Origin of the sequence: Donghicola tyrosinivorans, from assembly GCF_003003355.1 — a bacterium.
In the GTDB taxonomy this organism is placed as follows: Bacteria; Pseudomonadota; Alphaproteobacteria; order Rhodobacterales; family Rhodobacteraceae; genus Donghicola; species Donghicola tyrosinivorans.
Map to the genome: position 1 here is coordinate 1 of NZ_PVTQ01000032.1, position 24,983 is coordinate 24,983.

Sequence of the window (24,983 nt, forward strand, 5' to 3'; positions counted from 1 at the left end):
CGGGATGGAGCAGCCCGGTAGCTCGTCAGGCTCATAACCTGAAGGTCGTAGGTTCAAATCCTACTCCCGCAACCAAAAATAATTCCGAAAATATAAGAATAAGCAGGGTATAATTCCCTATACTACTACTCGTGGTTCACCGTTGCGCTGCTGCAGTTGATCCAACGGGTGAACGCCAAAGTGGCCGCTGAAGGGGCCATTGATGTTGTGATGTAATAGGCCGTCCGCAAATCGATCTGACCCGCAGGCCACTCCTCTAAAGCGCCATCCCGCACGGCCCCTTGAGAGATAGACCGCCAACCTAGCATCAATCCCCGACCATCCAGCGCGGCTTGTGCTGCTTGGACATAGTTGTTGAAGGTCTGGCCAGAGAGGCGCGTGCGCTCGATGCCTGCTTTCTCTAGGTAGCTTTCCCATCCGGCCCAGTGCTGGTTGTTAGGGCTGCGGACGTGGATCAGTGGCGCTTGCTCCAGCCCAACCCCCTGAGACAAAAGCTGTTTGATCAGGGCAGGGGCGCCAACCGGGCAGACGCGTTCATCGAACAGTTTTTCTGTCACGCCTTCGCGCCAATCGCCGGTGCCGTAGCGGACGGCAACATCAATCCCCGGTGCCAGATGGGGCAGATCGGATGACGGCGCCTGCACATTCACGGTGATGTCAGGGTGCATGGCGTAGAATTCCGGTAGGCGCGGCATCAACCAATAGGTCGCCATCCCGATGGTACAGGATACTGTGACCTGCGCAGTCTCTTGCCCGCTGAGAAACCGGACGTCCTCGATCGCTGCCGAAATTTGACCCAGTCCATCGCGTACGGCGCGTGCCAAAATTTGTCCCGCTTCAGTCAATTGCGCGGGCTTTCGGTTCCGGTCAATCAAGATTGCCCCCACATGGGCCTCAAGCGCCTTTAGTGCTTGGCTGATCGCAGGCTGGGTCACGTTCAGGCGTGTTGCGGCCAATCGCATAGAGCCTGATCGTGCAAAGGCTTCGAAGGTTGTGAGAAGGCGCAGTGGGGGAAGGCGATCCATAAGTTTAGCCTTAGCTTAAGTTATGATTAGTCTAATCCGTCTATTTTCGCTTGGGAAGTCATGAGAGGCTTGGCGTAGCTAAAGGCCGAAACTCTCACAAGACACGGATAAATATCATGAATGTTATGACGCTGCCTGCTTCATCGCCCACCCTCAAGGCAAAGGGCCTTGAGATTGTTTTGTCTGACGGCCTTCCTCATTACTTTAATTACTACTGGCTGCGCGACAATTGTCCAACTTCGTTCAGTTCCGCGACGCGCGAGCGGAGCTTTGATATCTTTCATCTGGACGCGGCACCCTTGGCAACTGCGGCAGAGATTGTTGGTGATGCGCTGGAAATCACGTGGGTGGGTGAGGATCACGTCACGCGCTTTCCTCTGGGCTGGCTAGAGCAGTATAAATCGGTGGGGCCTCGTTTGGATCCTGCCGACAAGGCGCGAATGCCTTGGTTCGGGGATCACTATCCGGACGTTCCCCGTTTTAGCCAGCCGGATCTGGTGCGCGATCCTGCCATCCGTGCGCAATGGATTGAGGCATTGCTGGTTGAAGGGTTCGCTATCGTCACTGACATGCCCGATAGCGACGAAGGGTTGACCCAGACTGCGACCCTTCTGGGGCATATCCGGCCGACGTTCTTTGGCCACTATTTCGATGTGCGCACCCATATCAATCCGACGAACACTGCCTATACCGCCGCCGCGCTAGAGCTGCACACAGACACCCCCGCCGAAGAACATGCGCCCGGTGTCCAGTTCCTGCATTGCCGCGCGAACACGGTTCAGGGGGGCTATAGCCTTTATTCTGACGGGGTGGCGGTGGCCAATGATTTTAAAAAGCTTGACCCTGAGGGGTTCAAACTGCTGTCCGAAATCTCGATCCCGTTTTATTGCGAGCATGACGACTATGACATGCGCTCGCGCCAGACGGTGATTGAGCTGGACCAGCACGGAGAGGTCAGCGGGCTGACGATCAGCCAGCACATGCTGGATTTCCTCGATCTGGATCAGGCGCTGCTGGATGACTACTATCCTGCGTTCTGCCGTTTCGGGAAAATGTTGCAGGACAAGAAGTATATGATGACCTTCCTGATGAAGGCGGGCGAATGCATGGTGTTTGACAACCACCGGATCGTTCATGGTCGCGCCGCTTACGTGGCCGAAAGCGGGGATCGCTATCTGCGGGGCACTTATGTGGACCGCGCCGAGATGCGCTCGACTTATCGGGCATTGGTGGCAGAAGGGCGGTTCAAGGCATGAACTCTTTTGTTTCATCCAGCCAGATGACAGAGGGCGCCCTGCGCGAAGATTTGGCGGCGGCTTTTCGGATTTGCCACCAGTTGGGGTGGAGCGAGTCCGTTGGTAACCATTTCAGTGCGGCGGTGTCTGAAGATGGCGCGCAGTTTCTGCTGAACCCGAAATGGCAGCATTTCGGGGCGATTAGGCCCGATGATCTGCTGCTGATGGATAGCAATGACACGGGGGCGCTTGTTCGCCCTGATGCGCCCGATGCCTCGGCTTGGTGCGTACATGGGACGCTACATCGGCGTAAGCCGTCGGCGCGGGTGATCCTGCATTGCCATTCGCCCTACGCCACAGCGCTGGCCTGTCTGAAAGACCCGACCGTAGTTCCGATTGATAACAACACCGCGCGGTTTTACGGGCGCACGGCCTATGATCTGGACTTCGGCGGCATCGCTGATGCGACGGAAGAGGGCGAGCGGCTGGCGGAGTCGCTCGGCGACAAATCCGTTCTGGTCATGGGCAATCACGGGGTGACTGTGGTGGGGGATACCGTCGCCGCTGCGTTCGAGGATCTGTATTTCTTCGAAAAGGCAGCACAGACCCTGATCCTTGCGTATGGGACGGGGCAGCCCTTGGCGGTGTTATCCGATGCGGTTGCGCAGAATACGGCGGACGGCTGGGGGCCATATGCCGGCATGGCGGATCGGCATTTCGCTTACCTCAAATCGCAGTTGCCGCCGCTTTGATGGGGACACTAGCGTAAAACGGCTGCCCCCTTCGCCAAAACGCAAGGGGGCAGCGGTGGCCTTATGCCATCGCAGTTGCTTCAATCTCGAACATCAGATCGGGCAGGGCCAGACGGCTCACGCCCAATAGTGTCATGGGCGGGGTCACTTGATGGGGGCCAAAGCGCATGCCCATCAGGTCAAAGTTCTTCAGGGCCTCATCAACGTCAGTGGCGTAGACGCCAAGTTTCACCACATTGGCCAGTGTCATGCCTGCGCCTTCCAGAACGGCTTCAAGGTTATCCAGAGCAAGCGCGATCTGCCCCCGCATATCGCCTGCGTGTTGCGGTGCGCCGTTCTCATCCACGCTGGTTTGACCTGCGCAGATCACTTGGCGCGAGGCGCCCTGGATGACTTCGCCCTGATTGTAGCCCAGTTTGATCGACCAGTTCCAAGGGTTCACTGCGGTCCGTTCCATGAGGCAAATTCTCCTGTTTTGCGTTGCTGAAACCGGTGTAAAACAAAACAGTGCCAAAATTTGTCACCTTTTGTGCTAGTGTGGGGATATGAGCAGCCGCATCAGACAAGACGCCATCGTGCGCAGCCTGCGCCGGAACGGAACAACGACGATCAACGCGCTGGCCGATGAGGTTGGCACGTCGCGCAGAACCATTCTACGCGACCTCAGCGCGCTGCGGGGTGAGGGCTATGTGATCCACTCGGACGTGGGTCGCGGTGGCGGGCTGCAACTGGACCCGCGGTCCATGCAAACGACGGCAAAGCTTTCGGTGCCAGAGGTCTTTGCATTGTTGATCAGCGTGGCGGCTATGCGGGCTGCTGGAAATCTGCCGTTTTCAGAACTGGCGGATGCGGGCCTTGCCAAGATTGAAAAATCCCTGCCGCCTGAGAAGATCAAAAATCTGAGGGCTTTTCTGGAGTGTCTGCACATCGGTCAGCTTTCGCCCCTTCAGGACCTGTCAAACATGGGCCAGATGGATCGCGACCTGTTGCCCACATTTGAGGCCGCGTTTCTGCAGCGGGTTTTTCTACGGTTTGCCTATCGCGACGGAAAGGGGCGTGAAACCACCCGCGAGGTCGAACCGCAGGCGATGCTGATCCTGCCGCCGCTTTGGTATCTGGTGGGCTGGGACCCCGCGCGCGAAGATTTCCGCCATTTCCGCATGGACCGGATTTCTGCGCCCGAAGTGGTCCCAGACAAATCCTTCCGGCGCCGTCATGTTCCGTTCGAAGACGACGTATGCCCCTATAGTGAATTGCAGGTGGGCGTGGGGATTAATTGATCCCGAAGGCATCTGAGAAGGCCTGCATGCCTTGATCCGTGAATGTCACCACGCGCGAGCCATCTTCGCGTTTGGCCCAACCCTTCGCGTAAATCTGGGTCAGAACCGCCGCGCCAAGGCTGCCGCCTAGGTGAAACCGCCGCTCTGACCAATCCAGACAGGCGCGGCACACAGGGCGGCGTGATTTGCGCAAGATGGCCAGGTCAATTCCAAACGCGGCAAAGCGGGCGGTCCCCATATCGGTCAGCTCCAACGTGTCGCCGTGATCCAGAATGGCCCCTTGGTCGATCAATCCGCGCAGCAGGGCGACGGCTTGCTCTCCGGCCAAATGGTCGTAGCAGACGCGGGCAGCACGCAAGGCGGGTTCTTTCGGGCCGGTCCGGGTGCGGCCGTGGCCAGTTGCTGCGGCGACGCCCATCAAGGCCTCCAGCACCTGTCCAACCTCATCCCCCGCAAGTGCCACATACCGATGGCGCCCCTGTTTACGTACGACCAGCAAGCCGGCGTCTGTCATCTTGTTCAGATGGCCTGAGGCGGTTTGCGGGGTGACGCCCGCCTCATGGGCCAACTCGCCTGCGGTCAAGGCGCGGCCATCCATCAGGGCCACCAGCATGGCCGCGCGGGCAGGGTCTCCGATAATGGCGGCGATCGGGGCGATGTCAGGTCCATGGCGCATGGCGGGTCTCCTTTGTGAAGGGAGCATAGCATGATCATGGGCGGGAATGCTTCGGCCCAGACCGAAACTTTAGCAGGCCCAGATGGGCTAGCACGGGGGCATTCACACATAGGAGACCCCGATGACCATCACATGCTGCATTCGCTACCGGATCGACCCCTTCCAGCGCGAGGCCTTTGCTGAATACGCCCGCAACTGGTTGACGATCATTCCTGCCTGCGGCGGCGATCTGCACGGCTATTGGCTGCCCCATGAAGGCACCAGTGATATCGCACTGGCGATGATCTCGTTCCCGTCGCTGGCCGAGTATGAAGCCTACCGTGCACGTTTGCGGACAGATGCTGCGGGTGCAGACAATTTCCGTATGGCGATGGCGCAGCGGTTCATCCTGTCAGAAGAACGGACGTTCCTTGAGCCTGTCACTCTGTCGGCGCCCCAGCCATGATCGCGGTGATCTTTGAACTGGTCCCCGCCAAGGGTCAGCGCGCAGTCTATCTTGGCAAAGCTGCTGACCTTCGGCCTTTGTTGGACGGGATCGACGGATTTCTCTCGATCGAGCGGTTCCAATCTCTGGCCGATCCCGAACGCTTGCTTTCTCTGTCGTTCTGGCGTGATGAGCAGGCCGTGCAGGCGTGGCGGCAGATGGAAGACCATCGTGCGGCCCAAGTCCAGGGGCGTTCCGGACTGCTGCAAGATTACCGTCTGCGCGTAGCCCATGTGCTGCGCGATTACGGGATGTCTCAGCGTGGGCAGGCCCCGAAAGATTCACGACAGCATCACGATGCTTGATAGCAGTAAAGCGGGACGGATCAACGCCGTCCCGCCAGCGACGTGTCACGACTGATAACCTGTCGCCGAAAGAATCCTGACACCGGGAAGCTGCGCGGTGTCAGTTGTGTCCTAAAAAATGAGCGAACAATCTGATAATCAATCCAAGATTGTGCCTGATTTTTAATCGAATTGCTTGCAAACTAAGCCCGAAAGGCCCGTCAGCATGTGAAAGATTTGACCTGAAAATATGAAAATGCACCAATTGGTCAAAGTTTCACTTCCAGCGTCGGAGACCTTAACTGTGCGTAAAACCCCGTTTCACATCCAATCGCGTCGATCCTTCCTGAAATCCTCGATTGCCGGCGCGGCGGTGGCGGTTGCGCTGCCCGCAGGGGCATTTGCGCAGGCGAAGGTCCTGAAAGTTGCTGGCATCTACACGGTGCCTGTTGAGCAGCAGTGGGTCAGTCGCATCCATATCGCCGCCGTCGCTGCGCAAGAGCGTGGGGATATTGAATACACCTACTCGGAAAACACCGCCAACACCGACTACCCCCGTGTGATGCGCGAATATGCCGAGCAGGGCTATGACATGATCATCGGCGAGATTTTCGGGGTCGAGCAAGAGGCCCGTGAGGTTGCCGCCGATTATCCGGATGTCGCTTTCCTGATGGGTTCGTCCTTCAAGGAAGACCCCGCGCTGGCGAACCTGTCGGTGTTTGATAACTACGTTCAGGATGCCTCGTATCTGTCGGGGATCATCGCAGGGGCCATGTCCGAAAGCGGCAAGATCGGCATGGTCGGTGGCTTCCCGATCCCCGAGGTGAACCGCCTGATGCACGCCTTCATGGCGGGCGCGAAAGAGATGAACCCCGACATCGCGTTCCAGGTCTCGTTCATTGGCAGCTGGTTCGATCCGCCCAAAGCGAAAGAGACGGCCTATGCGATGATCGAAAACGGCGCTGATCTGCTCTATGCTGAACGTTTTGGTGTATCGGACGCGGCGAAGGAAAAGGGCATTCTGGCGATTGGTAACGTGATCGACACCCAGCCCGATTATCCGGACACCGTGGTTGCCTCGGCCATCTGGCATTTTGAGCCGACGCTTGATGCGGCCATCGCCAAAGTTCAGGCGGGCACCTTTACCGCCGAAGATTACGGCACCTATTCCTTCATGAAAGAGGGCGGTTGTTCGCTGGCCCCCTATGGCACGTTCGAGGGCAAAATCCCCCAAGAAGCACTGGATTTGGTCGCGAAGCGCACCGAAGAAATCAAGTCCGGAGCATATACGGTGACGATCAACGACGAAGAGCCGAAATCCTCGTAAATGACGGCAGTTGGACAGGGCGCGGAACGGGGCACACCTGTTCTGCGCATGGAAGGGATCACCAAGCGGTTCGGATCTGTGACCGCCAACGAAGGCATCAGCTTCTCCCTCTATGAGGGGGAAGTGATCGCGCTGCTCGGCGAAAACGGCGCGGGCAAGACGACCCTTATGAACATCCTTTTCGGCCAGTATTCCGCCGATGAGGGCGTGGTCGAGGCGTTCGGCCAGCCCTTGCCCGCCGGTGCGCCCCGTGCCGCTCTGGATGCGGGTGTGGGCATGGTCCACCAGCACTTCACATTGGCCGATAACCTGACCGTGTGGGAGAATATCACGCTAGGCACCCAAGGTTTGGCCGCGCTCAGCCTACGTCCTGCGCGGGTCAAAGCGAAGATCCGCGATCTGTCGAAAAGGTTCCATCTGGCTGTTGATCCTGATGCGCGGGTGGGCAACCTGACCGTGGGCGAGCGCCAGCGGGTCGAAATCCTGAAGGCGCTTTACCGTGAGGCGCGGGTTCTGATTTTGGATGAGCCCACAGCCGTTCTTACCCCGCAGGAAACCGACGCGCTTTTCGCGACCCTGCGTGAGGCGATCGCGATGGGCCTGTCGATCGTCTTCATCTCGCACAAATTGCATGAGGTGATGGCGATTGCGCACCGCGTGTTGGTCCTGCGCCATGGCCGTCTGGTGGCCGAGCGGCAAGTGGCAGAGACGCATCCGCAAGAGCTGGCCAGCATCATGGTGGGCGGTGATGTGGGCACGCCGGACGTACCTGCCATGCCTGCGGGACCGGCCTTGTTGACGCTGTCGAAAGCCTCGGCTGGGGCGCTGCGCGATGCAGACTTGACCCTGTTTGCGGGGCAGATCACGGGGATCGCGGGTGTTTCGGGCAATGGGCAAGGGGCGCTATCCGATCTGATCAGCGGTGTGCTGGCCCTGCAGTCTGGCCGGATGGAGATCGCGGGCAAAGCGCCCGATAAATGGGATGCGCGTAGAGCGATTGCCCATGGCATAGGACGTATCCCTGAGGACCGCCACAAGACCGGAACTATCGCTGATTTCGACCTGACCGAGAACGCGATCCTTGAGACCTATCAAAGCGATTTCGCCCGCGCGGGCTGGATGGACTGGACCAAAGCGCGCCAACATACAGAGCATCTGATCCAGACCTATGATGTCCGCTGTCCGGGGCCAGAGACCCGCATCCGGCTGCTGTCGGGGGGCAACATGCAAAAGCTGATCCTTGGCCGCGTGCTGGAGGAAAACCCGCAGATCATTCTGGCCAACCAGCCGGTGCGGGGGCTTGATATCGGGGCAGTGAACTATGTCCACTCAAGGCTGGCAGCAGCACGGGAAGGCGGCTCGGCGGTGCTGCTGATTTCTGAAGATCTGGACGAGATTATGAAGCTTTCCGACACCATTCACGTCATGTCCGAGGGACGCCTTAGCCCTGCGTTCGCGCGGGGGGCAATTTCTGCCTCTGAATTGGGAAAATGGATGGCAGGTCAAGGGTTTGAGGATGCATCTTAATTTTTTCTATCAACATTCATCCGAGGATGCTTTTGGCGCGGATTGCCCATTTACAGAACCTGTAAATATAATTTTACATCAGGGCCTTAAGAATGCGTCTTGAACCTATATCTCAGCCTAGCCTGCAAAGGCGGCTGCTGCCACCTGCTGTGGCAATTGCGGCCTCGTTTTTGATCGCGGCCCTCTTGGCGCAGATCGCTGGCGGCAATCCGTTTGCCGTCTTCGGTTTGATCTTTAAGGGCGCGTTGGGATCGAAGTTTGCGCTGCTTGAGACGTTGAACCGTGCCACCCCTCTCATCTTCACGGGTCTTGCGGTGGCCGTGGCGTTCCGCGCCAAGCTTTGGAACATCGGGGCCGAGGCGCAGCTTTATGCGGGTGCGGTGATCACGGTGGTTCTTGGCACCGGTGCCTTGGCATGGCCCGCGCCGGTCCTGCTACCGACGCTGGCAATTGGCGCAGCTTTGGCGGGGGCTGTTGTGCTGCTGGTGCCTGCCTTGTTGAAGACCCGCTTCGGCGTCGATGAGGTCGTGACCACGTTGCTCTTCAACTTCATCTTCCTGCTGTTTGTCTCTTACCTGCTGGAGGGGCCGCTGAAAGATCCGATGGGGATGGGCTGGCCCAAGTCATCCCGTCTTGTGCCCGAGGCCCGCCTGCCACGTATCGTCGAAGGGCTGCGGCTGCATTGGGGCTTTGCGCTGGCCCTGATCTGTGCGGTCTCGGTCTGGATCATCGACCGGAAAACCACGCTGGGGTTTGAGATGCGCGCCGTCGGGCAGAACCCCGAAGCTGCGCGCTTCGCGGGTATTCCTGTGACCGCAGTCATCCTGAAGACTGCGCTGCTGTCCGGTGGTCTGGCGGCACTGGGGGGCTTTTCCGAAGTGGCGGGGCTGAAGGGCTCGCTCACCCTCGATCTGTCGCCGGGCTTTGGCTACACGGGCATCGTCGTGGCCATGCTGGCGCTGTTGAACCCGATTGGCGTGGTCGCGGCATCATTGTTCGTGGCGATGATCTTTGTGGGTGCAGACAGCATGAGCCGCGCCATCGGTGTGCCGACCTATCTGGCGGACATCATGCTGGCCTCGGCGTTGCTTCTGATGGTGCTGGCAATCCTCTTCACCAAGTTTCGTGTCAGGAGGGATTGATGGACCTGTTTGACATCCTTCTGTCAGCTTCATTCTGGGCGGCGGCGATCCGTATCGCCAGCCCTCTGATCTTCGCCACCATCGGCGAGCTAATCTGCGAGCGGGCGGGCGTCTTGAACCTCGGGATCGAGGGGATCATGGTCGCGGGTGCCTTTGCCGGATGGATTTCTGTCTGGGCGGGCCTGCCCCTTTGGGGCGGCGTGGCGGTGGCGCTGTTGGTGGGCATGGCGTTTGGCGCGCTGCATTCGGTGCTGTCCGTGCCCTTTGGCCTTTCGCAGCATGTGGTGGGCGTGGGGATCACGCTGCTGGCGACCTCTGTCACCTTCTACACCTATCGCGTTGTGCTGCCCGAGGTCTCGTCCCCGCCGAAAATCCAAGCCTTCCAGCCCTATGAAATCCCACTTCTGTCGGACATTCCCTTGCTGGGGCCTGCGCTGTTTTCGCAGACACCTTTGACCTATGCGGCGTTCGTCTTGGCGTTGATCACAGGGTTGGTCCTGTTCCGCACGCCTTTGGGGCTGGCGGTCAGAGCCGCTGGCGAGAACCCCTCAGCCGTTGCGGCGCAAGGCTTGTCAGTGACGGCGATCCGTATGGGTGCGGTGATCGTGGGCAGCGGCTTTATGGCCGTGGGCGGTGCCTTTCTGACCATGTCCGCCTTTGACAGTTTCTTCTTTGATATGGTCGGGGGGCGCGGCTGGATTTGCATCGCGCTGGTGGTCTTTGGCGCGTGGCGACCGGGCAAAGCGGTTTTGGGCGCGATCCTGTTTGCCGCCTTCGATGCCCTGCAAATCCGCGTGCAGCAGACCAGTCTGGGTACGGTCATCCCTTACCAGATTTTCTTGATGATGCCCTATGTGCTGTCCATTCTGGCACTGGTCCTGATGTCCCGCAGTGCGCAGGTGCCTGCGGCCTTGATGGTGCCGTTCAATAAAGGAACCCGATGATGTTCGATCTCTTGGTAAAAGGCGGCACGCTGCCGGATGGCTCGGTCAGGGATATCGCAATCAAAGGCGACCGGATTGCCGAGATTGCGCCGGTGATCGAAGCAGAGGCTGCTGAGGTTATCAATGCCGCGGGCGATCTGGTGTCGCCGCCGTTTTGCGATCCCCACTTCCATCTAGACGCTACGCTTAGCTACGGGCTGCCGCGGGTGAATGCCTCTGGCACATTGCTAGAGGGGATTTCCCTGTGGGGAGAACTGCGCGACATCGCCACGGTGGACGAGATGGTCGAGCGTGCGCTGACCTATTGCGACTGGGCGGCCTCGATGGGGCTGTTGGCGATCCGCAGCCATGTGGACACGACGCCCGATCACCTGAATACCGCCACCGCCATGCTAGAGGTGCGCGAGAAGGTGAAGGACTATATCGACCTTCAGCTGGTGGCCTTTCCGCAGGATGGCCTCTACCGCGCCCCCAACGGGCGCGAGAACTTGATACGTGCGCTGGACATGGGTGTCGAGATTGTCGGCGGCATTCCCCATTTCGAACGCACCATGCAGGCGGGCGCAGATAGTCTGGCCGACCTATGCCAGATCGCCGCTGATCGGGGTCTGCGCGTGGATATCCACTGCGATGAAACCGACGATCCCCATAGCCGCCATATCGAGACGCTGGCCTATGAAACCCAGCGCCTCGGGCTAAAGGGCAGGGTGGCTGGATCGCATCTGACCTCGATGCATTCGATGGACAACTACTATGTGTCCAAGCTGCTGCCCCTGATCGCTGAGGCTGAAATCGCCGCCATTCCGAACCCGCTGATTAACATCGTGCTTCAGGGGCGCCATGACACCTATCCCAAACGCCGTGGCCTGACGCGAGTCAAGGAAATGCAGGCCGCAGGGATTACCGTCGGCTGGGGACAGGACTGCGTTCTGGACCCGTGGTATTCGCTGGGCACCGCCGACATGCTGGATGTGGCCTTCATGGGAATGCACGTTGCGCAGATGACCCACCCCGACGAAATGGCGCGGTGTTTTACTATGGTGACCGAGACCAACGCGCAGATCATGGGGCTTGATGATCTGGGGCTGCGCAAAGGGGCTTTGGCCTCATTGGTGGTGCTGGACGCAAGCGGTCCTGTGGATGCCCTGCGGCTACGGCCAGCGCGTCTGGTGGTGGTTTCGAAAGGCAAAGTGATCGCTCGCACCCCGCGGGGGGATGCGGCCATGTCGATTGGCGGGCGTCCCGACACAGTACGGCGGCGTGCGCCCCGCAGATAGGTGCGATGCCTTAGTCGTTCGGCTTATAGGCTGAGGGCACGCAACGCCTGACCCTGTAGACAGAATGCCCCGTCAATAAATCGGCGGGGCGACGATCCAGATAACGACGGCGGGCTCTGTACCGTCGTTGCGCCAAGCATAGGGTGTCTCGCGGAACTGGAAGCTGTCGCCGGTGTTCAGGTGCAGTTCGGTCTCGCCAATGGTCAGGGTCAATGCGCCAGAGATCAGAACGCCGCCGTCTTCGGTCGCGCGGGGCTTGCACAGCCCGCCGCTGGTTGCGCCAGGGGCGAAGACTGAACGGATCATCTCGAACGCACCGCTGAGGGTGGGCGATAACAGGTCTTCGGTCAGCCCGCTTTCGGTAGAGCCGATTGTCGGGCGGTCAGCTGCCCGCAGGACCAAGCCCTGTTCCTCTTCGGCGCGGGACGAGGAGCGGAAGAAGAAGCTTAGATTTACCTCTAACCGTTCGGCCAATTGGCCAAGATCGCGCACGGATGGCGTGGTCTGGCCGCGCTCAATCTGGCTGAGCCAGCCGACAGAGCGTCCCACATCAGCCGCCAATTGCGCCAGCGTCATCCCCCGCGTCTTGCGCAGTGAACGAATATCATCGCCAACGTGATGGCCCATACGGCACTCCTTCTTCTGTTTCGCGTATGCATGGGCTGAGTGAGAAATTCAATCTCCATGAGGATTTCAAAGGATTTTTCACGACAAAACGGCACAAAAATGAAAAAATGATTTGTTTTTTCATTTTGGCGATGGCTATCTAAAGGAGCGAAGACACGAGTCGTCATCGCGATCTGCACCTATTCTCTCTTTGCAAATCTGGATGCCCACATGACCGAAGTTCCCGCCAAGGCCCGCGTCGTTATCATTGGAGGGGGCATTTCAGGCTGCTCTGTGGCCTATCATCTGGCCAAGCTGGGCTGGACGGATATCGTTCTGCTTGAACGCAAGCAACTGACCTCGGGGACCACATGGCATGCGGCAGGGTTGATCGGCCAGTTGCGGGCCAGCCAGAACATGACGCGGCTGGCGAAATATTCGGCAGATCTTTATGCCAAGCTTGAGGAAGAGACCGGCCTTGCCACGGGGTTCCGCCAATGCGGGTCGATCACTGTGGCGCTGACCGAAGAGCGGCGCGAAGAGATTTTCCGGCAGGCGGCTTTGGCACGGGCCTTTGGCGTGGATGTGAATGAGCTGTCCCCTTCAGAGGTGTCGGCCCGTTACCCTCATCTGAACATTGAAGATGTGGTGGCCGGTGTCCATCTGCCGCTGGACGGGCAGGCGGACCCAGGCAACATCGCTTTGGCATTGGCCAAAGGGGCGCGGATGCGCGGGGCCAAGATCATCGAACAGGTGAAGGTTACCAAAGTCACGACCAAAGAGGGCCGCGTCACTGGCGTGGATTGGGAAGCGAACGGTGAAAAGGGTCACATCGCTGCGGATCATGTGGTCAACTGTGGTGGCATGTGGGGCCGTGATCTTGCGGCGCAGAACGATGTGACGCTACCGCTTCATGCCTGCGAGCATTTCTATATCGTCACTGAAAACATCCCCGATCTGGCGCAACTTCCTGTCCTGCGCGTGCCTGACGAATGCGCCTATTACAAAGAGGATGCTGGGAAAATCCTGCTGGGTGCGTTCGAACCCAAAGCCAAGCCTTGGGGCATGGAGGGTATCAGCGAAGACTTCTGCTTTGACCAGCTACCCGAGGACTTTGACCACTTTGAGCCGATCTTGGAAAAGGCGGTCTCGCGGATGCCGATGCTGGCTGAAGCGGGCATTCACACGTTCTTTAACGGACCGGAAAGTTTTACCCCCGATGATCGCTACTATCTGGGAGAGGCCCCCAACCTGCGCGGGTACTGGATCGCGGCGGGCTATAACTCGATCGGGATTGTCTCTTCGGGCGGGGCAGGGATGGCGCTGGCCCAATGGATGAATGATGCAGAGCCGCCCTTCGATCTATGGGAAGTGGACATCCGCCGTGCGCAGCCCTTCCAGAAGAACCGCCGCTATCTGAAAGAACGGGTGAGCGAGACACTGGGGCTGCTCTATGCCGATCACTTTCCCTACCGGCAGATGGCAACCGCACGGGGTGTGCGCCGCTCGCCTCTGCATGAACATCTGAAGGCCCAAGGGGCGGTCTTTGGTGAGGTCGCCGGATGGGAGCGGGCCAATTGGTTCGCCAATGACGGCCAAGAGCGCGAATACCGCTACAGCTGGAAGCGGCAGAACTGGTTCGACAACCAACGGGCCGAGCATATGGCCATGCGCCAAGGGGTGGGGCTGCTGGATATGACCAGCTTTGGCAAGATCAGGGTTGAGGGGCGCGATGCGGCGGCCTTCCTGCAACGGCTCTGTGCCAATAACGTGGACGTGCCTGCGGGGCGGATCGTTTATACCCAGATGCTGAACGGGCGCGGCGGGATCGAATGTGATCTGACCGTCACGCGCCTGTCGGAAACTGCCTATTTCCTTGTGGTGCCGGGGGCGACATTGCAGCGCGATCTGGTGTGGCTGCGCAGCCATGTGGCCGACGAATGGGTGACGATTACCGATGTCACTTCTGCCGAGGTTGTGCTTCCGGTGATGGGGCCACAGTCCCGCGAACTGATGCAGAAAATCTCACCCAACGATTTCTCGAACGAAGCGCATTCCTTTGGCACAGCGCGGGAAATTGAAATCGGTATGGGCTTGGCCCGTGCGCATCGCGTCACTTACGTGGGCGAGCTTGGGTGGGAGCTTTATGTCTCGTCCGATCAGGCGGCCCATGTGTTCGAAACCATTCTGGAGGCGGGTGCGGATGTGGGGCTGAAGCTATGCGGTCTGCACGCGATGGACAGTTGCCGGATCGAGAAAGCTTATCGCCACTTCGGACATGACATCACGGATGAGGATCATGTGCTGGAGGCCGGCCTTGGTTTTGCGGTGAAGACAGCAAAGGGCGACTTTATCGGGCGCGACGCGGTGCTGCGCAAGCGTCAGGCAGGTCTGACCCGCCGGATGGTGCAATTCCGCCTGACCGATCCAGAACCGCTTTTGTTCCATAACGAGCCGATCCTGCGGGATGGTAAGATCGTCAGCTATCTGACCTCTGGCAATTACGGTCACGCGCTTGGCGGTGCGGTTGGGCTTGGCTATGTGCCCTGCCGTCCCGATGAAACAGGGGCCGAGATGTTGGCATCGCGCTACACCATCGACGTGGCGGGCCGCATCTATGAGGCCGAAGCAAGCCTAGCCCCCATGTACGACCCCAAATCCGAACGGGTGAAGGGGTAGGCGGCAGTTCTAGCCCCAGATTGAATGTGTTTTGCCTTGGCGGTCATTCCATACTGGAAATCAGAGGGCGCTGGGCTGAATGTATGGTGCAAACGCAACTGGAGGAGCGCCCATGACCCGCCGCATTGATCACCTTGTGCTGGCTGTCCACGATCTGGATGCCGCGGCCGATTTCTATCGCGGTCTTGGGTTCACCGTCGGTGCCCGCAACCGCCATGCATGGGGCACCGAGAACGCCTTGGTCCAGTTCCAAAGTTCGTTTCTGGAACTGATCACCGTTGGCAAAAATGCCGATATTCCGCCCCACGCGCCCAATCATTTTAGTTTTGGTGCCTATGTGCGCGATTACCTTGCGCGGCGCGAAGGGCTGGCGATGGTTGTTCTGGACAGTGACGATGCAGAGGCAGACAGCAAAGCGTTCGCTAAGGCGGGGATCGCGGATTTCGCGCCTTTTTTCTTTGAGAGGAAAGGCCAGCGGCCTGATGGCTCGGCAACGCATGTGGCATTCACGCTGGCATTCGCAATCGACCAAGGCTTGCACGCAGCATTCTTCGTTTGCCAGCAGCATTTTCCCGAAGCCTTCTGGAACCGCGATCTGCAACAGCATCAAAACGGTGCAACCAATGTGACCGAGGTTACTCTGGAAGCAGCCGCCCCTGCGTCGCACACCGGATTTTTGCGGGCGTTTAGCGGGGTAAATGGTGACACGTCTTTCGATCTTTCAAAGGGGGGCGTGATCAAGGTCAATCAGGGCGTCGGAAACCGACCGGTCAGCTTTTCAGTCGCGGCGGATCAGTCTCTTGCCGGAACCGTGGTCGAGGCGTTCGGGGTAGAGATGCGGTTCGTCTGAGACCATGCGCGATAGATGCCCAAATAACTTTGGCCTGAAGGTAGGCCGCAATGAACCCTGCCTGCGTATTTAGGACCGCTTAGGGCTGGATTTTCCGAACTTTGATCACGGTGACGGGCTGGTGGCATCATCGGGAAAGCGCAATGCGCACGCCTGCTGAGGTTTTCAGATGAGCGGCTCAATCTGACCTAAAAGCGCAGGCGTGGCACTGGCCGGAAAACACAAGTCTCAGCGGCGCAGGTTCATTTTCTCGACATCGATCCCGATGGCAGTGCCTAGGTCCATGATCGAGTCGTGAAGCAGTTCCAGAACATAGACAGGGTTGTGTGCGAAGTTGCCCGGATCGGCCGTGACAAGTTTCCAGTTGAAGGCCGCTCGTAGGCTGCGAGGCGTCCATGAAGCATAAGCAACCGATTGGCCGTCTGCTGTATCAATCGCGCCGTCCCGGTTCTGGTCTGCAAAGAAATAGGGATAGTGGCTGCCATCGTAGATGACAGGCGAATCCGCGACCTGATCGGTATAGGCTTCGATCATGGCCATCAGCGTTGCTGCATTGGCTTCGATGTCGGACTTGATCCCGACACGGAGGTTGCCACTACCGTCATAACTTTGCCGCGCGATGCGGATGTCGGCGATACTTTCAGCCAGATGGCAGGTCTGGCAGGGCTCGGCTGCGACTTCTAGCGTATGGGGTTCATGACATGAGTTGCATGTTGCGACGGGGCGGGCGTGAAAGAAACGACCTGAATATTCATGCCCGTCGTAGTGATACCCAGCCGCGCCATAGCCGCCTAGCCAAGTGGCACCTGCGGTGGCGTAATGGGGATTTATAAATCGCAGCGACGCATCAGGGGTGTCTAGCGGCAGGCCATCGATTTTGGCGCTGACGTCACGCCCAGCATTGCGGCCTTGGTGACAGGTCAGACAGGCCGCCTCGACTCCGGTGACGGGATGCACCAGTCCACTGGGAAAGCTGATCTCGCGCACATCGGCCAGTCCGGCGTTGTGGCACGTTCCGCAATCCACGACGCCGCCCGTATCGATCGTTCCGTCGATCGCACCGACCGTTGTCCCGTCAAGCCCGTGAAAGTCGCGAAAGCCCTCGCCAGAGTGGCAGGAGGCGCAGCGTTCATCGACCTCACCTTCCTCGTCCCAGTGCCGAAACGCCTCGTCCGCAGAGCGGGCATGTGCAGAGCGGAACCAGTCCGATATTGCTGCATTGTTTTCGATCTTGATGCCTGACGGTTCAAACGGGCCGGATTTTGGCAAGACGAATGGTGTGATGGTTTCTGGCTCTGCAGCTGGATCTTGTGCGCTTTCGCTTTGCGCGTTTGCGGCGCCCGTGATGGCGCAAGACAGAACGATGCAGATGGCAAATTTTCTAGAAAAGGTCTTCTGCGCTGCACGTAGAGTTTCGAGAAGTCGCGGCATGATCGGCCTCCGGTCACTAGGAACATAAGCGTCGCGTATCGACTAAGATCAGTATCGCCCAGAACCCTAATGGTGCCCTTGATTTGTGTCATATCTCGACATCCAGATTCGGCTTAGAGTTGTATTTATTGCGCTTTTCGGAGTGCGGTGAAGGTAATTGGCCTGTGTTTTATACCATCTGCGGGGAAAGCGATGGGATTTTGGGAGCGTACTGCTGGGCTTGTCCCTCGGTTTCCGGGGCCGCCGGAGCTGTCGGAAGTGCCAGAGATCACGACCGAAGAGGCTGTCGTCCGCGCGCCTTCGGGGCCGCCTTTGCGGGTCAGGGTTCTTGTGTCCGAAGGTGACACAGTGGCACGTGGGCAAGCAGTGGCGACGTTACAAGACGCACCCGGAATTCAACTTGTTGCCCCGATTTCTGGCATGGTTGCGCATGTGCGATTGCTACCAGGAAAGAAGCTTTCAGAGATCGTTTTGTTTCGTGCCGGTGACGCCGTCACAAAGCATGATACTGCGTCCGCCGCTGACGCGAGCGGACTGCGGCGGCTAATGATGGCTTCCGGATTTTGGCCGCGCCTACGCCAACGTCCGTTCGGGGGCATGCCAGCGGAAACTGAGGTCCCAGTGGCGATCCTTGTCACGGGATCGGATACCCGTCCGGGGGCGCCGAATGCAAAGCGCGCGCTGGAGGGGCGTACAAAGTCCTTGCAGCGGGGGTTGGCGGCTTTGTCCCAACTGACCGAAGGAAAGGTCTTCTTCTGTACGACAGATGCGGACCTGCCCGACGACCTTGGTAAGGCGCCTTGTCAGGTAATTTTGCATGGGGTGCGGCATCCGCAGGGATCGGCGGGAATCCTGTGTCACCGTCACTGCCCTGCGGGGGTCGGCAGCCCGGTCTGGGATGTCCGTGCAGAAGATGTGGCGGATCTGGGCGAGCTGCTTGATACTGGGGTGCTGCCCCAGATGCGATTGATCAGGATCTCCGGCGAAGGCCTGCTTCATGGGCAAAGTCTTCGGACACACCTAGGTGCGGACATACGGCAGTTGACACGGCGGCTGGTCGCACCGGGACCAGTCGAGACCTTTTCCGGCGGGTTGCTAGATGGGCGGCGGGCTTCGTGGTTGGGGATACCCGACCGTCAGGTGGCCGTTGTCCCCGCACAGTCCCGCACGACCGCACGGCACTGGCTGGTCGATGCGCTTGTTCACATGCCGCGTCCGGTCCCGATTATTCCCACGGCTGCGCTGACGCAGGCGCTGGGCGCGGCGCTGCCCGCAGCGCCTCTGGTACGTGCCCTTGGTGCAGGTGATGAGGAAGGCGCGCAACGGCTAGGGCTGCTTTCTTTGCTCGAGGAAGATCTGGCCCTTGCCGATTATGCGCTGGGCGAAAAGGGGCAGATCATGGCGCAGGTGCGTTGCCTGCTTGATCGTATTCACAAGGAAAATGTGGAATGAGCGGGGGGATATGGACACGCGAGACCGTCGCGATGCTGTTGCTGGCCTGTTTCCTGCCAATGGGGGCGTCGTGGGTCTGGTACGGCGGACATCTGTCAGTTGCCTTCCTTGTTTTGATGATCGTCTACGGATGGCAACTGCTTTTTCTTCTTGCGCGCGCACAGGCCCCATCGCTTTCGGGCGTGATTACGGCGTTTGCCGTTGCCATGTTGGCACCAGAACACATCGGCCCTTTGCGTCTGGCGCTTGGTGTCAGTTTTGGCGTGGTCATGGGCGAGTTGGTGTTTGGCGGCTGGGGCCGGAATGTGGTTAATCCGGCCACCGTCAGCCTTGCTTTCCTTGGTTTCGGCTTCCCCTCATTTGAATGGCCTGCGTTCGATGTTCCCGTCGCTTGGGCTGCGATCCCTGCCGTCGCTCTTGGCTGTGGTTTGGGGGTGATGTCGGCCGGGTTGGCCTTGGGCGCATCCTTCGTTGCGATCGGGGCAAGCTTACTTGGCGCCTTGGATGGTTCTGTCGTGATCGCGGCGGCTATTGCTTTTGTTCTGCTGGTCGCGGATCCGGCCACTGCCGCGACGACCAGGTTCGGCGCTTGGGCGCAGGGAGGGCTGTTTGTCGCCCTGCTAACCCTGTTCCATCAGGCGTGGACAGGCGCTGCACCGGTACAGATGGCGGTTGCTGCCAGCTTGCTTACATCGCTTGCCGTGCCATTGCTTGACGAAGCCACGTTGGCCGCATGGGTTGCTCTTCGGAGGAGACGACATGGAAGAACGTAGCTTGAACCCTTGGCGGCGGCTCCTCGCTCTGCCGAACGAGAGCCGCTTCAAAACCGTCGTGATGGCGTTTCTGGTCTCTGCGATCTGCGGAGCGTTGGTAAGCGGGGCAACGGTGCTTTTGCGGCCCATTCAGGCCGCGAACCGCGCCGCCGAGGAAGCGGCAAGGATTGCGGCGCTGGTGCGTGGAATTCCGGGCATGGCGTCGCTACTGGAGACCACGGGCGGTGCGCTGTCGACCGTTGTTGTCGATCTCAATCGTGGTCGCGCAGCGCAAACGGTGACTCCGGCCACGCTGGATGCAGCCTTGGCCGATCCGGCGAACTGGCTGGTGCTGGACCCCGCGCAGGATCTTGCAGGGCTTGGTCAGCGGCCTGACTTCGTGCAGATTTTCCTTTTGCGTGACGAAGATGCTCGGTTGTCACTGGTTCTGCTGCCGGTCAGCGGCCAAGGCTATGGCGGACAGATAGATGCGATCCTTGCGTTAGGGAGCGATCTGAACACTGTCGCGGGACTGGCGGTGACCAGCCAGTCCGAGACACCAGGCTTGGGGGGACGGATCGAGGAAACTGCGTGGCAGGAAGGGTTCGCAGGAACCCAGATGCGCGATCCTTCAGGTACTGTACGGTTTCGGGTCGCGCAGGGCGCTGCCGGTGGCCCGTACGAAGTGGATGGGATCACGGGCGCTACGCGCACTGGACGCGGTGTAACAGGCATGATGCGGTTCTGGCTTGGACCAGACGGCTATGGCCCTCTGCTTGAAGCGATGGCCCGCGGGGAGTTCTAGGCGATGACAGAACTGCATTCCCGTACCGGAGTTTGGCACACGCTAACGTCGCCACTGGTGCATCAGAATCCGGTCATTCTCCAAATTCTCGGTATCTGTTCTGCATTGGCGGTGACGACATCAATGGCGACCGCACTGACCATGTCGGCGGCTCTGACCGTGGTGTTGACCCTCGCAGCGGGTCTGGTCAGCATCATTCGGGGTCATATTCCGGAAACGATCCGACTGATTGTGCAGATCGTCATCGTCGCCTCTCTGGTGATTGTCATCGATCAGATATTGCAGGCGTTTTTTGCCGAACTCAGCCGTGCGTTGTCTGTCTATGTCGGCTTGATCACGACCAATTGCCTTGTGCTTGGACGGACAGAGGCATTTGCCCGGCACAACCCGCCACTGCCCGCGATGATCGATGCCTTTGGGAACGGGTTGGGATATTCGCTTGTTCTGATCGTTATCGGCAGCTTGCGCGAACTATTGGGAAGAGGAGAGTTGTTGGGGTTTGCCGTCCTGCCTTTGGCAGATGCAGGTGGCTGGTTTACGCCCCTTAGCCTGATGCTGTTGGCGCCATCGGCCTTTTTCCTTCTTGGTCTGCTGGTCTGGGCTGTACGCACTATCCTGATCGAGCAGTCCGAGCCCGAAGAGCACGCCCCACCCCCGCGGCAGGAGGTGACCAGATGAGCGATCTATGGCAGCTTTTCCTGCTTTCGGCTTTCGTGGACAACATGCCTCTGACACTATTTCTGGGGCTTTGCACTTTCCTTGCTCTCTCCAAGAAATTGGAGGCGGCCATTGGGCTGGGTGTTGCAATGATCGGCGTCATGGGGCTGACCGTGCCGCTCAATCACCTGATCTACACGGCGCTTCTGGCCCCCGGTGCGTGGAGTTGGGCGGGACTGCCCGACCTTGATATGTCATACCTCGCCCTCATCGCCTTCATCGGGGTGATCGCTGCTGTGGTGCAGGTTCTGGAAATGCTGCTTGACCGTTATGCCCCCGCGATCCACGCGGCCTTTGGTGTTTTCCTGCCGTTGCTAACCGTTCAATGCGCAATTCTTGCGGGCAGCCTTTTTATGGTCGAGCGACATTACTCGCTGGCGCAATCGGCGGTCTTCGGGTTGGGCAGTGGCACCGGCTTTGCCGTAGCCGTCGCTATGCTGGCGGCTATCCGCACACGGCTTGCCTATGCTGATCTGCCCGCAGGTCTGCGCGGGTTGGGAATGGCGTTTGTTCTGACCGGGCTGATGTCACTGGGCTTTTCAGCCTTTGCACAAATGGCGGCGGCACAGTGACAGAGATATTTCTTGCCACATCCCTGATTGTAACCCTCGTGGTGGGCTTGAGCATCGTTCTTGTGAAGCTGCGGCGCGTGCTGATCCCCGATGTGGACCTCTTGGTCAATGTGAACCAAACCCTGAATTTGGTGGCACGACGCGGTGACCGCTTGCTTGGCGTCTTGCACGATGCTGGGGTCGGTATCCCTGCCGCCTGTGGTGGTTCGGGAACATGCGGCCTCTGTCGTGTGACTGTCACCGGAGAGGGCGCGGGCGAGCCGCAGGCGACCGAGCACGGCGTACTTTCCCCGCGCGAGCGGCGCGATCACATCAGGCTGGCCTGCCAGACACGTCTGCGCGGGGATTGCGCCGTCACGGTTCCTGACGATTTCATTGGCGCGGGCGAGGCTATCCCCGCGACCGTCGTGGCCACCCGAATGCTGGCCCCACTGATCCGAGAGATCACTGTCGATCTGCCACCTGATCACGGGGGCGATTTCTCTGCCGGAGATTTCATGCAGGTGATCGCCCCGCCGTATACCTTGGACTTTGCCACACTTGAAACCGACCCTGCCTTTTCTGAGGCGTGGGACATCGCTGGTTGGCGCAGTCTGAAAGCAAGTTCGCCCAAACCCGTCACCCGCGCCTATTCATTGGCCAATCGGCCCGAAGACGCAGGCAAGGCTGTCTTCAACATTCGCCTTGCTGTGCCGCCTGCTGGAAAAGAGGACAGCCTGCCGCCGGGTCTTGTGTCCTCTTGGATGTTCGGGCTGAAAGTCGGGGACGCGATCCGCCTGTCAGGCCCGTATGGCGAATTCCACGTTCAACCGACGCAGCGGGAGATGGTCTTTGTCGGCGGCGGCGTTGGAATGGCACCGCTGAGGGCGATGATCCATCAGCAACTGGGGCGCGGTACGCACCGGTCCATCCAGTTTTTCTACGGTGCGCGGTCGGTCGCAGACCTGTTCTATTCCGAAGAGTTCCAAGATCTGGCCATGCAGCACGGCAACTTTTCATGGACACCCGCTCTGTCTGATCCGGCTCCGGGTGATCGGTGGCTTGGGACCACTGGGTTCGTCCACGATGTGTTACGGCGCAGCATGGAGGGGCATCCGGCACCGGAAGATTGCGAATACTACCTCTGTGGTCCGCCGGTCATGATTTCGGCGGTTTTGACCACGCTGGACAAGCTCGGCGTTCCGCGCGGGCAGATTTTCTATGACGATTTCGGAGGCTGAGACGATGACTAAGGGTATCACACGCCGCCACGCGCTTGGCCTGATTGCGGGCGCCTCCATCCTGCCCCATGTCGCGCAGGCTGCGGGCATGGAGGCGATCTCGGGCCAGGCTTTCGGCACCAGTTGGCAACTTGTTGCATTGCCCGAGGCTGATTTTGGTCTTTCATCTAAGCGCAGCTCTGAAGCCGTGGGAACTGAGATCAACACGCTATTTGCAAAGATCGACAGGCAGTTTTCACCCTATCGCGGGGACAGTCTTATCAGCCAGTTCAATGCGACACACGATGGGGCCTTCCTGCAAGACAAAGACTTTGAATTGGTCACGCAGAAAGCGCTCCACATTGCAAAACAAAGCGAGGGGTTCTTTGATCCGACCGTCGGCCCATTGGTTGCACGGTGGGGCTTTGGCCCCATCACGACCGGCGATACACCTGACTGGCGCGGTATCACGGCTGGGCCGAAAGGCGTCGGAAAAACCAGCGGTGCGTTGACGCTTGATCTGTGCGGGATCGCAAAGGGTTGGGCCTTGGATGAGGGGTCGCGCAAACTGCACGCCCTTGGCCTTGAAGACTTCCTGTTCGATCTTGGCGGAGAGCTTGTGGCCTTTGGCACCCATCCCTCGGGGCGGGATTGGCGAGTTGCCATCGAGTCTGCGGCGGCAGATCGCCCTTCGCCCGCAGCCCTCCGGCTGCCTTCGGGTATGGCCGTTGCCACGTCCGGCATCACTGCGCAGAGCTACATGCTAAGGGCCATGACCTATGGCCATATCATTGACCCACGTCGCGGCGCACAGGTGCAGGGGCGCTTGCGGTCGGTCAGTGTCATCTCAGAGGATGCCGCGACGGCTGACGGTTGGGCGACGGCGCTTTTTGCCGCCGGAGACAAGTTCGGTCCCGAAATGGCGCAGGCGATGGAACTTGCCGCGGTGTTCGTCTTCGCAGATGGCGAAACCCGTCATACGCGGGCTATGGCCGGCTTTTTGGTCTAGGGGCGATTGGTATGGAAGTGTTGCTTGGCATCTTGTTTTTCTTGGTCGCAGCCATCGGTCTGGGACTTGGGTCGGTGCTGGGGCGGGGCCCCGCCCGCACAAGCTGCGGCGCGGCAGAACGGGTTGTCACGGCACGATGCGCAGATTGTCCGTTGCGACGGGCTGTTGCGATCGAAAAGGATCACAAATGACCAATCTGACAATCTCCAAGCTCATTCGCTGTAACGTGCCTTTGCTTACCCCGTCCATGCCGATCCGGCGTGCGGTGGCCACCCTTGTCGAGGCCAAGGCCGCAGCCGCGCCGGTCGTGTCTAACACAGGCCAATTAGAGGGCCTGCTCAGCCAAAAGGACTGTTTCCGGCCCGCGCTGCATGCCTGCTACCATCGTGAGTGGTCCGGTCAGGTTGCGGATCACATGACCCGCAAAGTGATCTGCGTTGAGGCCCATGCAAGCCTGATTGATGTCGCAGAAATGTTCCTCGAACATCCGCACCGGGTTTTTCCGGTGTTGAATAGCGCTCAGGTTGAGGGCGTGGTTCACCGCTCAGACGTGCTGGCCATGCTCATGCTGGAAAGTTGAAAGGTCGCTTTTCAAGTTGCCATAGGGGCATGGCGGGGATCAAGGTTGAGGCCTCTCCAAGGTTTCCAACAAGCGCCGTGCTCGATCCACGACTGGTTTGTCGATCAGTTTGCCATCAAGTTGCAAAGCGCCGCGGACGTCCGCGGCCTTTGCGGCTGCCACGATGCGCTTGGCGTTGTCGATGTCACGAGAGTTCGGCGAAAATCCCTTGTTTACGCCTGCGACCTGTTTGGGGTGAATGCAGAGTTTTCCTGCCATCCCCAGCCCGCGCGCCCTAGGGTCAGGACTTCGGTAACGGGGGCGTCTCAGTCAAGCAGTTTTGCCCAAGACAATTGACCCGCCATAGCGGTTGCTTTGATGTTTTTTGTTGCTCGTCCT

26 protein-coding genes are annotated in these 24,983 nt (G+C 59.3%); 20 read left to right on the plus strand and 6 right to left on the minus strand.

Annotated features, from left to right (window positions below; all coding sequences use genetic code 11):
- Positions 1-125: 125 nt before the first annotated feature.
- On the minus strand, positions 126-1,025 hold the full coding sequence (locus CLV74_RS21460) for a LysR substrate-binding domain-containing protein (protein ID WP_106268812.1): 900 nt from the start codon (positions 1,023-1,025) through the stop codon (positions 126-128).
- Positions 1,026-1,141: 116 nt separating this feature from the next.
- Here CLV74_RS21460 and CLV74_RS21465 point away from each other — a divergent pair, with 116 nt between their 5' ends.
- Together CLV74_RS21465 and CLV74_RS21470 are read left to right on the plus strand one after the other, a co-directional pair.
- The gene (locus tag CLV74_RS21465; RefSeq protein ID WP_106268814.1) at positions 1,142-2,281 is read left to right on the plus strand and encodes a TauD/TfdA family dioxygenase; all 1,140 of its coding nucleotides are present in this window, start codon (positions 1,142-1,144) and stop codon (positions 2,279-2,281) included.
- On the plus strand, positions 2,278-3,012 hold the full coding sequence (locus tag CLV74_RS21470) for a class II aldolase and adducin N-terminal domain-containing protein (protein WP_106268816.1): 735 nt from the start codon (positions 2,278-2,280) through the stop codon (positions 3,010-3,012). Before CLV74_RS21465 ends, CLV74_RS21470 begins: the two co-directional genes overlap by 4 nt.
- Before the next feature lie 61 nt (positions 3,013-3,073).
- Here CLV74_RS21470 and CLV74_RS21475 read toward each other — a convergent pair whose 3' ends face one another.
- Positions 3,074-3,469 carry a RidA family protein gene (locus CLV74_RS21475; RefSeq protein ID WP_106268818.1) on the minus strand — a complete coding sequence of 132 codons (396 nt, stop codon included), beginning with the start codon at positions 3,467-3,469 and terminating at the stop codon, positions 3,074-3,076.
- Positions 3,470-3,557: 88 nt separating this feature from the next.
- Between CLV74_RS21475 and CLV74_RS21480 the strand changes: the two genes are divergently transcribed.
- Positions 3,558-4,292, plus strand: a complete 735-nt coding sequence (locus CLV74_RS21480) for a helix-turn-helix transcriptional regulator (protein ID WP_106268820.1) — start codon at positions 3,558-3,560, stop codon at positions 4,290-4,292.
- Here CLV74_RS21480 and CLV74_RS21485 read toward each other — a convergent pair.
- A complete protein-coding gene (locus CLV74_RS21485) occupies positions 4,285-4,968 on the minus strand; it encodes an ArsR/SmtB family transcription factor (protein WP_106268822.1) in 684 nt (227 codons plus the stop codon). The two genes, CLV74_RS21480 and CLV74_RS21485, sit on opposite strands and share 8 nt — an antisense overlap.
- Positions 4,969-5,089: 121 nt before the next feature.
- Between CLV74_RS21485 and CLV74_RS21490 the strand changes: the two genes are divergently transcribed.
- The 7 genes from CLV74_RS21490 (at position 5,090) to CLV74_RS21520 (ending at position 11,953) form a co-directional block, all read left to right on the plus strand.
- Positions 5,090-5,413, plus strand: coding sequence for an NIPSNAP family protein (locus CLV74_RS21490; protein WP_106268824.1), 324 nt, complete (start codon positions 5,090-5,092; stop codon positions 5,411-5,413).
- Entirely contained in the window at positions 5,410-5,757 is a 348-nt protein-coding gene (locus CLV74_RS21495) for an antibiotic biosynthesis monooxygenase family protein (RefSeq protein ID WP_106268826.1), read from the plus strand. Before CLV74_RS21490 ends, CLV74_RS21495 begins: the two co-directional genes overlap by 4 nt.
- Before the next feature lie 283 nt (positions 5,758-6,040).
- Positions 6,041-7,063: a BMP family ABC transporter substrate-binding protein gene (locus CLV74_RS21500; RefSeq protein ID WP_425430993.1), complete on the plus strand. Its 1,023-nt coding sequence runs from the start codon at positions 6,041-6,043 to the stop codon at positions 7,061-7,063.
- Positions 7,064-8,590: an ABC transporter ATP-binding protein gene (locus tag CLV74_RS21505; protein WP_106268829.1), complete on the plus strand. Its 1,527-nt coding sequence runs from the start codon at positions 7,064-7,066 to the stop codon at positions 8,588-8,590.
- Between the two features lie 92 nt (positions 8,591-8,682).
- A complete protein-coding gene (locus CLV74_RS21510) occupies positions 8,683-9,732 on the plus strand; it encodes an ABC transporter permease (protein ID WP_106268832.1) in 1,050 nt (349 codons plus the stop codon).
- A complete protein-coding gene (locus CLV74_RS21515) occupies positions 9,732-10,676 on the plus strand; it encodes an ABC transporter permease (protein ID WP_106268834.1) in 945 nt (314 codons plus the stop codon). The genes CLV74_RS21510 and CLV74_RS21515 overlap by 1 nt, the downstream gene beginning before the upstream one ends.
- Complete coding sequence (locus CLV74_RS21520) at positions 10,676-11,953, plus strand: amidohydrolase family protein (RefSeq protein WP_106268836.1); 1,278 nt, start codon at positions 10,676-10,678, stop codon at positions 11,951-11,953. The genes CLV74_RS21515 and CLV74_RS21520 overlap by 1 nt, the downstream gene beginning before the upstream one ends.
- A gap of 72 nt (positions 11,954-12,025) precedes the next feature.
- On the opposite strand, the gene CLV74_RS21525 is transcribed toward CLV74_RS21520, so the two are convergent.
- Positions 12,026-12,580, minus strand: a complete 555-nt coding sequence (locus tag CLV74_RS21525; protein WP_106268838.1) for a helix-turn-helix domain-containing protein — start codon at positions 12,578-12,580, stop codon at positions 12,026-12,028.
- Positions 12,581-12,790: 210 nt separating this feature from the next.
- Here CLV74_RS21525 and CLV74_RS21530 point away from each other — a divergent pair, with 210 nt between their 5' ends.
- Both CLV74_RS21530 and CLV74_RS21535 read left to right on the plus strand, forming a co-directional pair.
- A complete protein-coding gene (locus tag CLV74_RS21530) occupies positions 12,791-15,238 on the plus strand; it encodes a GcvT family protein (RefSeq protein WP_106268840.1) in 2,448 nt (815 codons plus the stop codon).
- Between the two features lie 112 nt (positions 15,239-15,350).
- A complete protein-coding gene (locus tag CLV74_RS21535; RefSeq protein ID WP_106268842.1) occupies positions 15,351-16,088 on the plus strand; it encodes a VOC family protein in 738 nt (245 codons plus the stop codon).
- 228 nt (positions 16,089-16,316) lie between these two features.
- On the opposite strand, the gene CLV74_RS21540 is transcribed toward CLV74_RS21535, so the two are convergent.
- Positions 16,317-17,519, minus strand: coding sequence for a cytochrome c3 family protein (locus CLV74_RS21540; RefSeq protein ID WP_146135004.1), 1,203 nt, complete (start codon positions 17,517-17,519; stop codon positions 16,317-16,319).
- 192 nt (positions 17,520-17,711) lie between these two features.
- Here CLV74_RS21540 and CLV74_RS21545 point away from each other — a divergent pair, with 192 nt between their 5' ends.
- The 8 genes from CLV74_RS21545 (at position 17,712) to CLV74_RS21585 (ending at position 24,605) form a co-directional block, all read left to right on the plus strand.
- Positions 17,712-18,971, plus strand: a complete 1,260-nt coding sequence (locus CLV74_RS21545; RefSeq protein ID WP_106268844.1) for a Na(+)-translocating NADH-quinone reductase subunit A — start codon at positions 17,712-17,714, stop codon at positions 18,969-18,971.
- A complete protein-coding gene (locus CLV74_RS21550; protein ID WP_106268846.1) occupies positions 18,968-19,744 on the plus strand; it encodes an RnfABCDGE type electron transport complex subunit D in 777 nt (258 codons plus the stop codon). Before CLV74_RS21545 ends, CLV74_RS21550 begins: the two co-directional genes overlap by 4 nt.
- On the plus strand, positions 19,731-20,528 hold the full coding sequence (locus CLV74_RS21555; RefSeq protein ID WP_106268848.1) for an FMN-binding protein: 798 nt from the start codon (positions 19,731-19,733) through the stop codon (positions 20,526-20,528). The genes CLV74_RS21550 and CLV74_RS21555 overlap by 14 nt, the downstream gene beginning before the upstream one ends.
- 3 nt (positions 20,529-20,531) lie before the next feature.
- A complete protein-coding gene (locus CLV74_RS21560; RefSeq protein WP_106268850.1) occupies positions 20,532-21,206 on the plus strand; it encodes an NADH:ubiquinone reductase (Na(+)-transporting) subunit D in 675 nt (224 codons plus the stop codon).
- Complete coding sequence (gene nqrE, locus CLV74_RS21565) at positions 21,203-21,817, plus strand: NADH:ubiquinone reductase (Na(+)-transporting) subunit E (protein WP_106268852.1); 615 nt, start codon at positions 21,203-21,205, stop codon at positions 21,815-21,817. The genes CLV74_RS21560 and nqrE overlap by 4 nt, the downstream gene beginning before the upstream one ends.
- Positions 21,814-23,037: an NADH:ubiquinone reductase (Na(+)-transporting) subunit F gene (nqrF, locus tag CLV74_RS21570; protein WP_106268855.1), complete on the plus strand. Its 1,224-nt coding sequence runs from the start codon at positions 21,814-21,816 to the stop codon at positions 23,035-23,037. Before nqrE ends, nqrF begins: the two co-directional genes overlap by 4 nt.
- Positions 23,038-23,041: 4 nt before the next feature.
- Positions 23,042-24,025, plus strand: a complete 984-nt coding sequence (locus tag CLV74_RS21575; protein WP_170108128.1) for an FAD:protein FMN transferase — start codon at positions 23,042-23,044, stop codon at positions 24,023-24,025.
- 187 nt (positions 24,026-24,212) lie between these two features.
- Positions 24,213-24,605, plus strand: coding sequence for a CBS domain-containing protein (locus CLV74_RS21585; protein ID WP_106268861.1), 393 nt, complete (start codon positions 24,213-24,215; stop codon positions 24,603-24,605).
- A gap of 39 nt (positions 24,606-24,644) precedes the next feature.
- On the opposite strand, the gene CLV74_RS21590 is transcribed toward CLV74_RS21585, so the two are convergent.
- The gene (locus CLV74_RS21590) at positions 24,645-24,863 is read right to left on the minus strand and encodes a hypothetical protein (protein WP_106268864.1); all 219 of its coding nucleotides are present in this window, start codon (positions 24,861-24,863) and stop codon (positions 24,645-24,647) included.
- Positions 24,864-24,983 lie beyond the last annotated feature (120 nt).

What these genes read in the sequence shown, in the direction of transcription:
- CLV74_RS21460 (WP_106268812.1), bottom strand. Translation starts at nt 1,025, where the DNA reads ATGGATCGCCTTCCCCCACTGCGCCTTCTCACAACCTTCGAAGCCTTT.
- CLV74_RS21465 (WP_106268814.1), top strand. Translation starts at nt 1,142, where the DNA reads ATGAATGTTATGACGCTGCCTGCTTCATCGCCCACCCTCAAGGCAAAG.
- CLV74_RS21470 (WP_106268816.1), top strand. Translation starts at nt 2,278, where the DNA reads ATGAACTCTTTTGTTTCATCCAGCCAGATGACAGAGGGCGCCCTGCGC.
- CLV74_RS21475 (WP_106268818.1), bottom strand. Translation starts at nt 3,469, where the DNA reads ATGGAACGGACCGCAGTGAACCCTTGGAACTGGTCGATCAAACTGGGC.
- CLV74_RS21480 (WP_106268820.1), top strand. Translation starts at nt 3,558, where the DNA reads ATGAGCAGCCGCATCAGACAAGACGCCATCGTGCGCAGCCTGCGCCGG.
- CLV74_RS21485 (WP_106268822.1), bottom strand. Translation starts at nt 4,968, where the DNA reads ATGCGCCATGGACCTGACATCGCCCCGATCGCCGCCATTATCGGAGAC.
- CLV74_RS21490 (WP_106268824.1), top strand. Translation starts at nt 5,090, where the DNA reads ATGACCATCACATGCTGCATTCGCTACCGGATCGACCCCTTCCAGCGC.
- CLV74_RS21495 (WP_106268826.1), top strand. Translation starts at nt 5,410, where the DNA reads ATGATCGCGGTGATCTTTGAACTGGTCCCCGCCAAGGGTCAGCGCGCA.
- CLV74_RS21505 (WP_106268829.1), top strand. Translation starts at nt 7,064, where the DNA reads ATGACGGCAGTTGGACAGGGCGCGGAACGGGGCACACCTGTTCTGCGC.
- CLV74_RS21510 (WP_106268832.1), top strand. Translation starts at nt 8,683, where the DNA reads ATGCGTCTTGAACCTATATCTCAGCCTAGCCTGCAAAGGCGGCTGCTG.
- CLV74_RS21515 (WP_106268834.1), top strand. Translation starts at nt 9,732, where the DNA reads ATGGACCTGTTTGACATCCTTCTGTCAGCTTCATTCTGGGCGGCGGCG.
- CLV74_RS21520 (WP_106268836.1), top strand. Translation starts at nt 10,676, where the DNA reads ATGTTCGATCTCTTGGTAAAAGGCGGCACGCTGCCGGATGGCTCGGTC.
- CLV74_RS21525 (WP_106268838.1), bottom strand. Translation starts at nt 12,580, where the DNA reads ATGGGCCATCACGTTGGCGATGATATTCGTTCACTGCGCAAGACGCGG.
- CLV74_RS21530 (WP_106268840.1), top strand. Translation starts at nt 12,791, where the DNA reads ATGACCGAAGTTCCCGCCAAGGCCCGCGTCGTTATCATTGGAGGGGGC.
- CLV74_RS21535 (WP_106268842.1), top strand. Translation starts at nt 15,351, where the DNA reads ATGACCCGCCGCATTGATCACCTTGTGCTGGCTGTCCACGATCTGGAT.
- CLV74_RS21540 (WP_146135004.1), bottom strand. Translation starts at nt 17,519, where the DNA reads ATGCCGCGACTTCTCGAAACTCTACGTGCAGCGCAGAAGACCTTTTCT.
- CLV74_RS21545 (WP_106268844.1), top strand. Translation starts at nt 17,712, where the DNA reads ATGGGATTTTGGGAGCGTACTGCTGGGCTTGTCCCTCGGTTTCCGGGG.
- CLV74_RS21550 (WP_106268846.1), top strand. Translation starts at nt 18,968, where the DNA reads ATGAGCGGGGGGATATGGACACGCGAGACCGTCGCGATGCTGTTGCTG.
- CLV74_RS21555 (WP_106268848.1), top strand. Translation starts at nt 19,731, where the DNA reads ATGGAAGAACGTAGCTTGAACCCTTGGCGGCGGCTCCTCGCTCTGCCG.
- CLV74_RS21560 (WP_106268850.1), top strand. Translation starts at nt 20,532, where the DNA reads ATGACAGAACTGCATTCCCGTACCGGAGTTTGGCACACGCTAACGTCG.
- nqrE (WP_106268852.1), top strand. Translation starts at nt 21,203, where the DNA reads ATGAGCGATCTATGGCAGCTTTTCCTGCTTTCGGCTTTCGTGGACAAC.
- CLV74_RS21575 (WP_170108128.1), top strand. Translation starts at nt 23,042, where the DNA reads ATGACTAAGGGTATCACACGCCGCCACGCGCTTGGCCTGATTGCGGGC.
- CLV74_RS21585 (WP_106268861.1), top strand. Translation starts at nt 24,213, where the DNA reads ATGACCAATCTGACAATCTCCAAGCTCATTCGCTGTAACGTGCCTTTG.
- CLV74_RS21590 (WP_106268864.1), bottom strand. Translation starts at nt 24,863, where the DNA reads ATGGCAGGAAAACTCTGCATTCACCCCAAACAGGTCGCAGGCGTAAAC.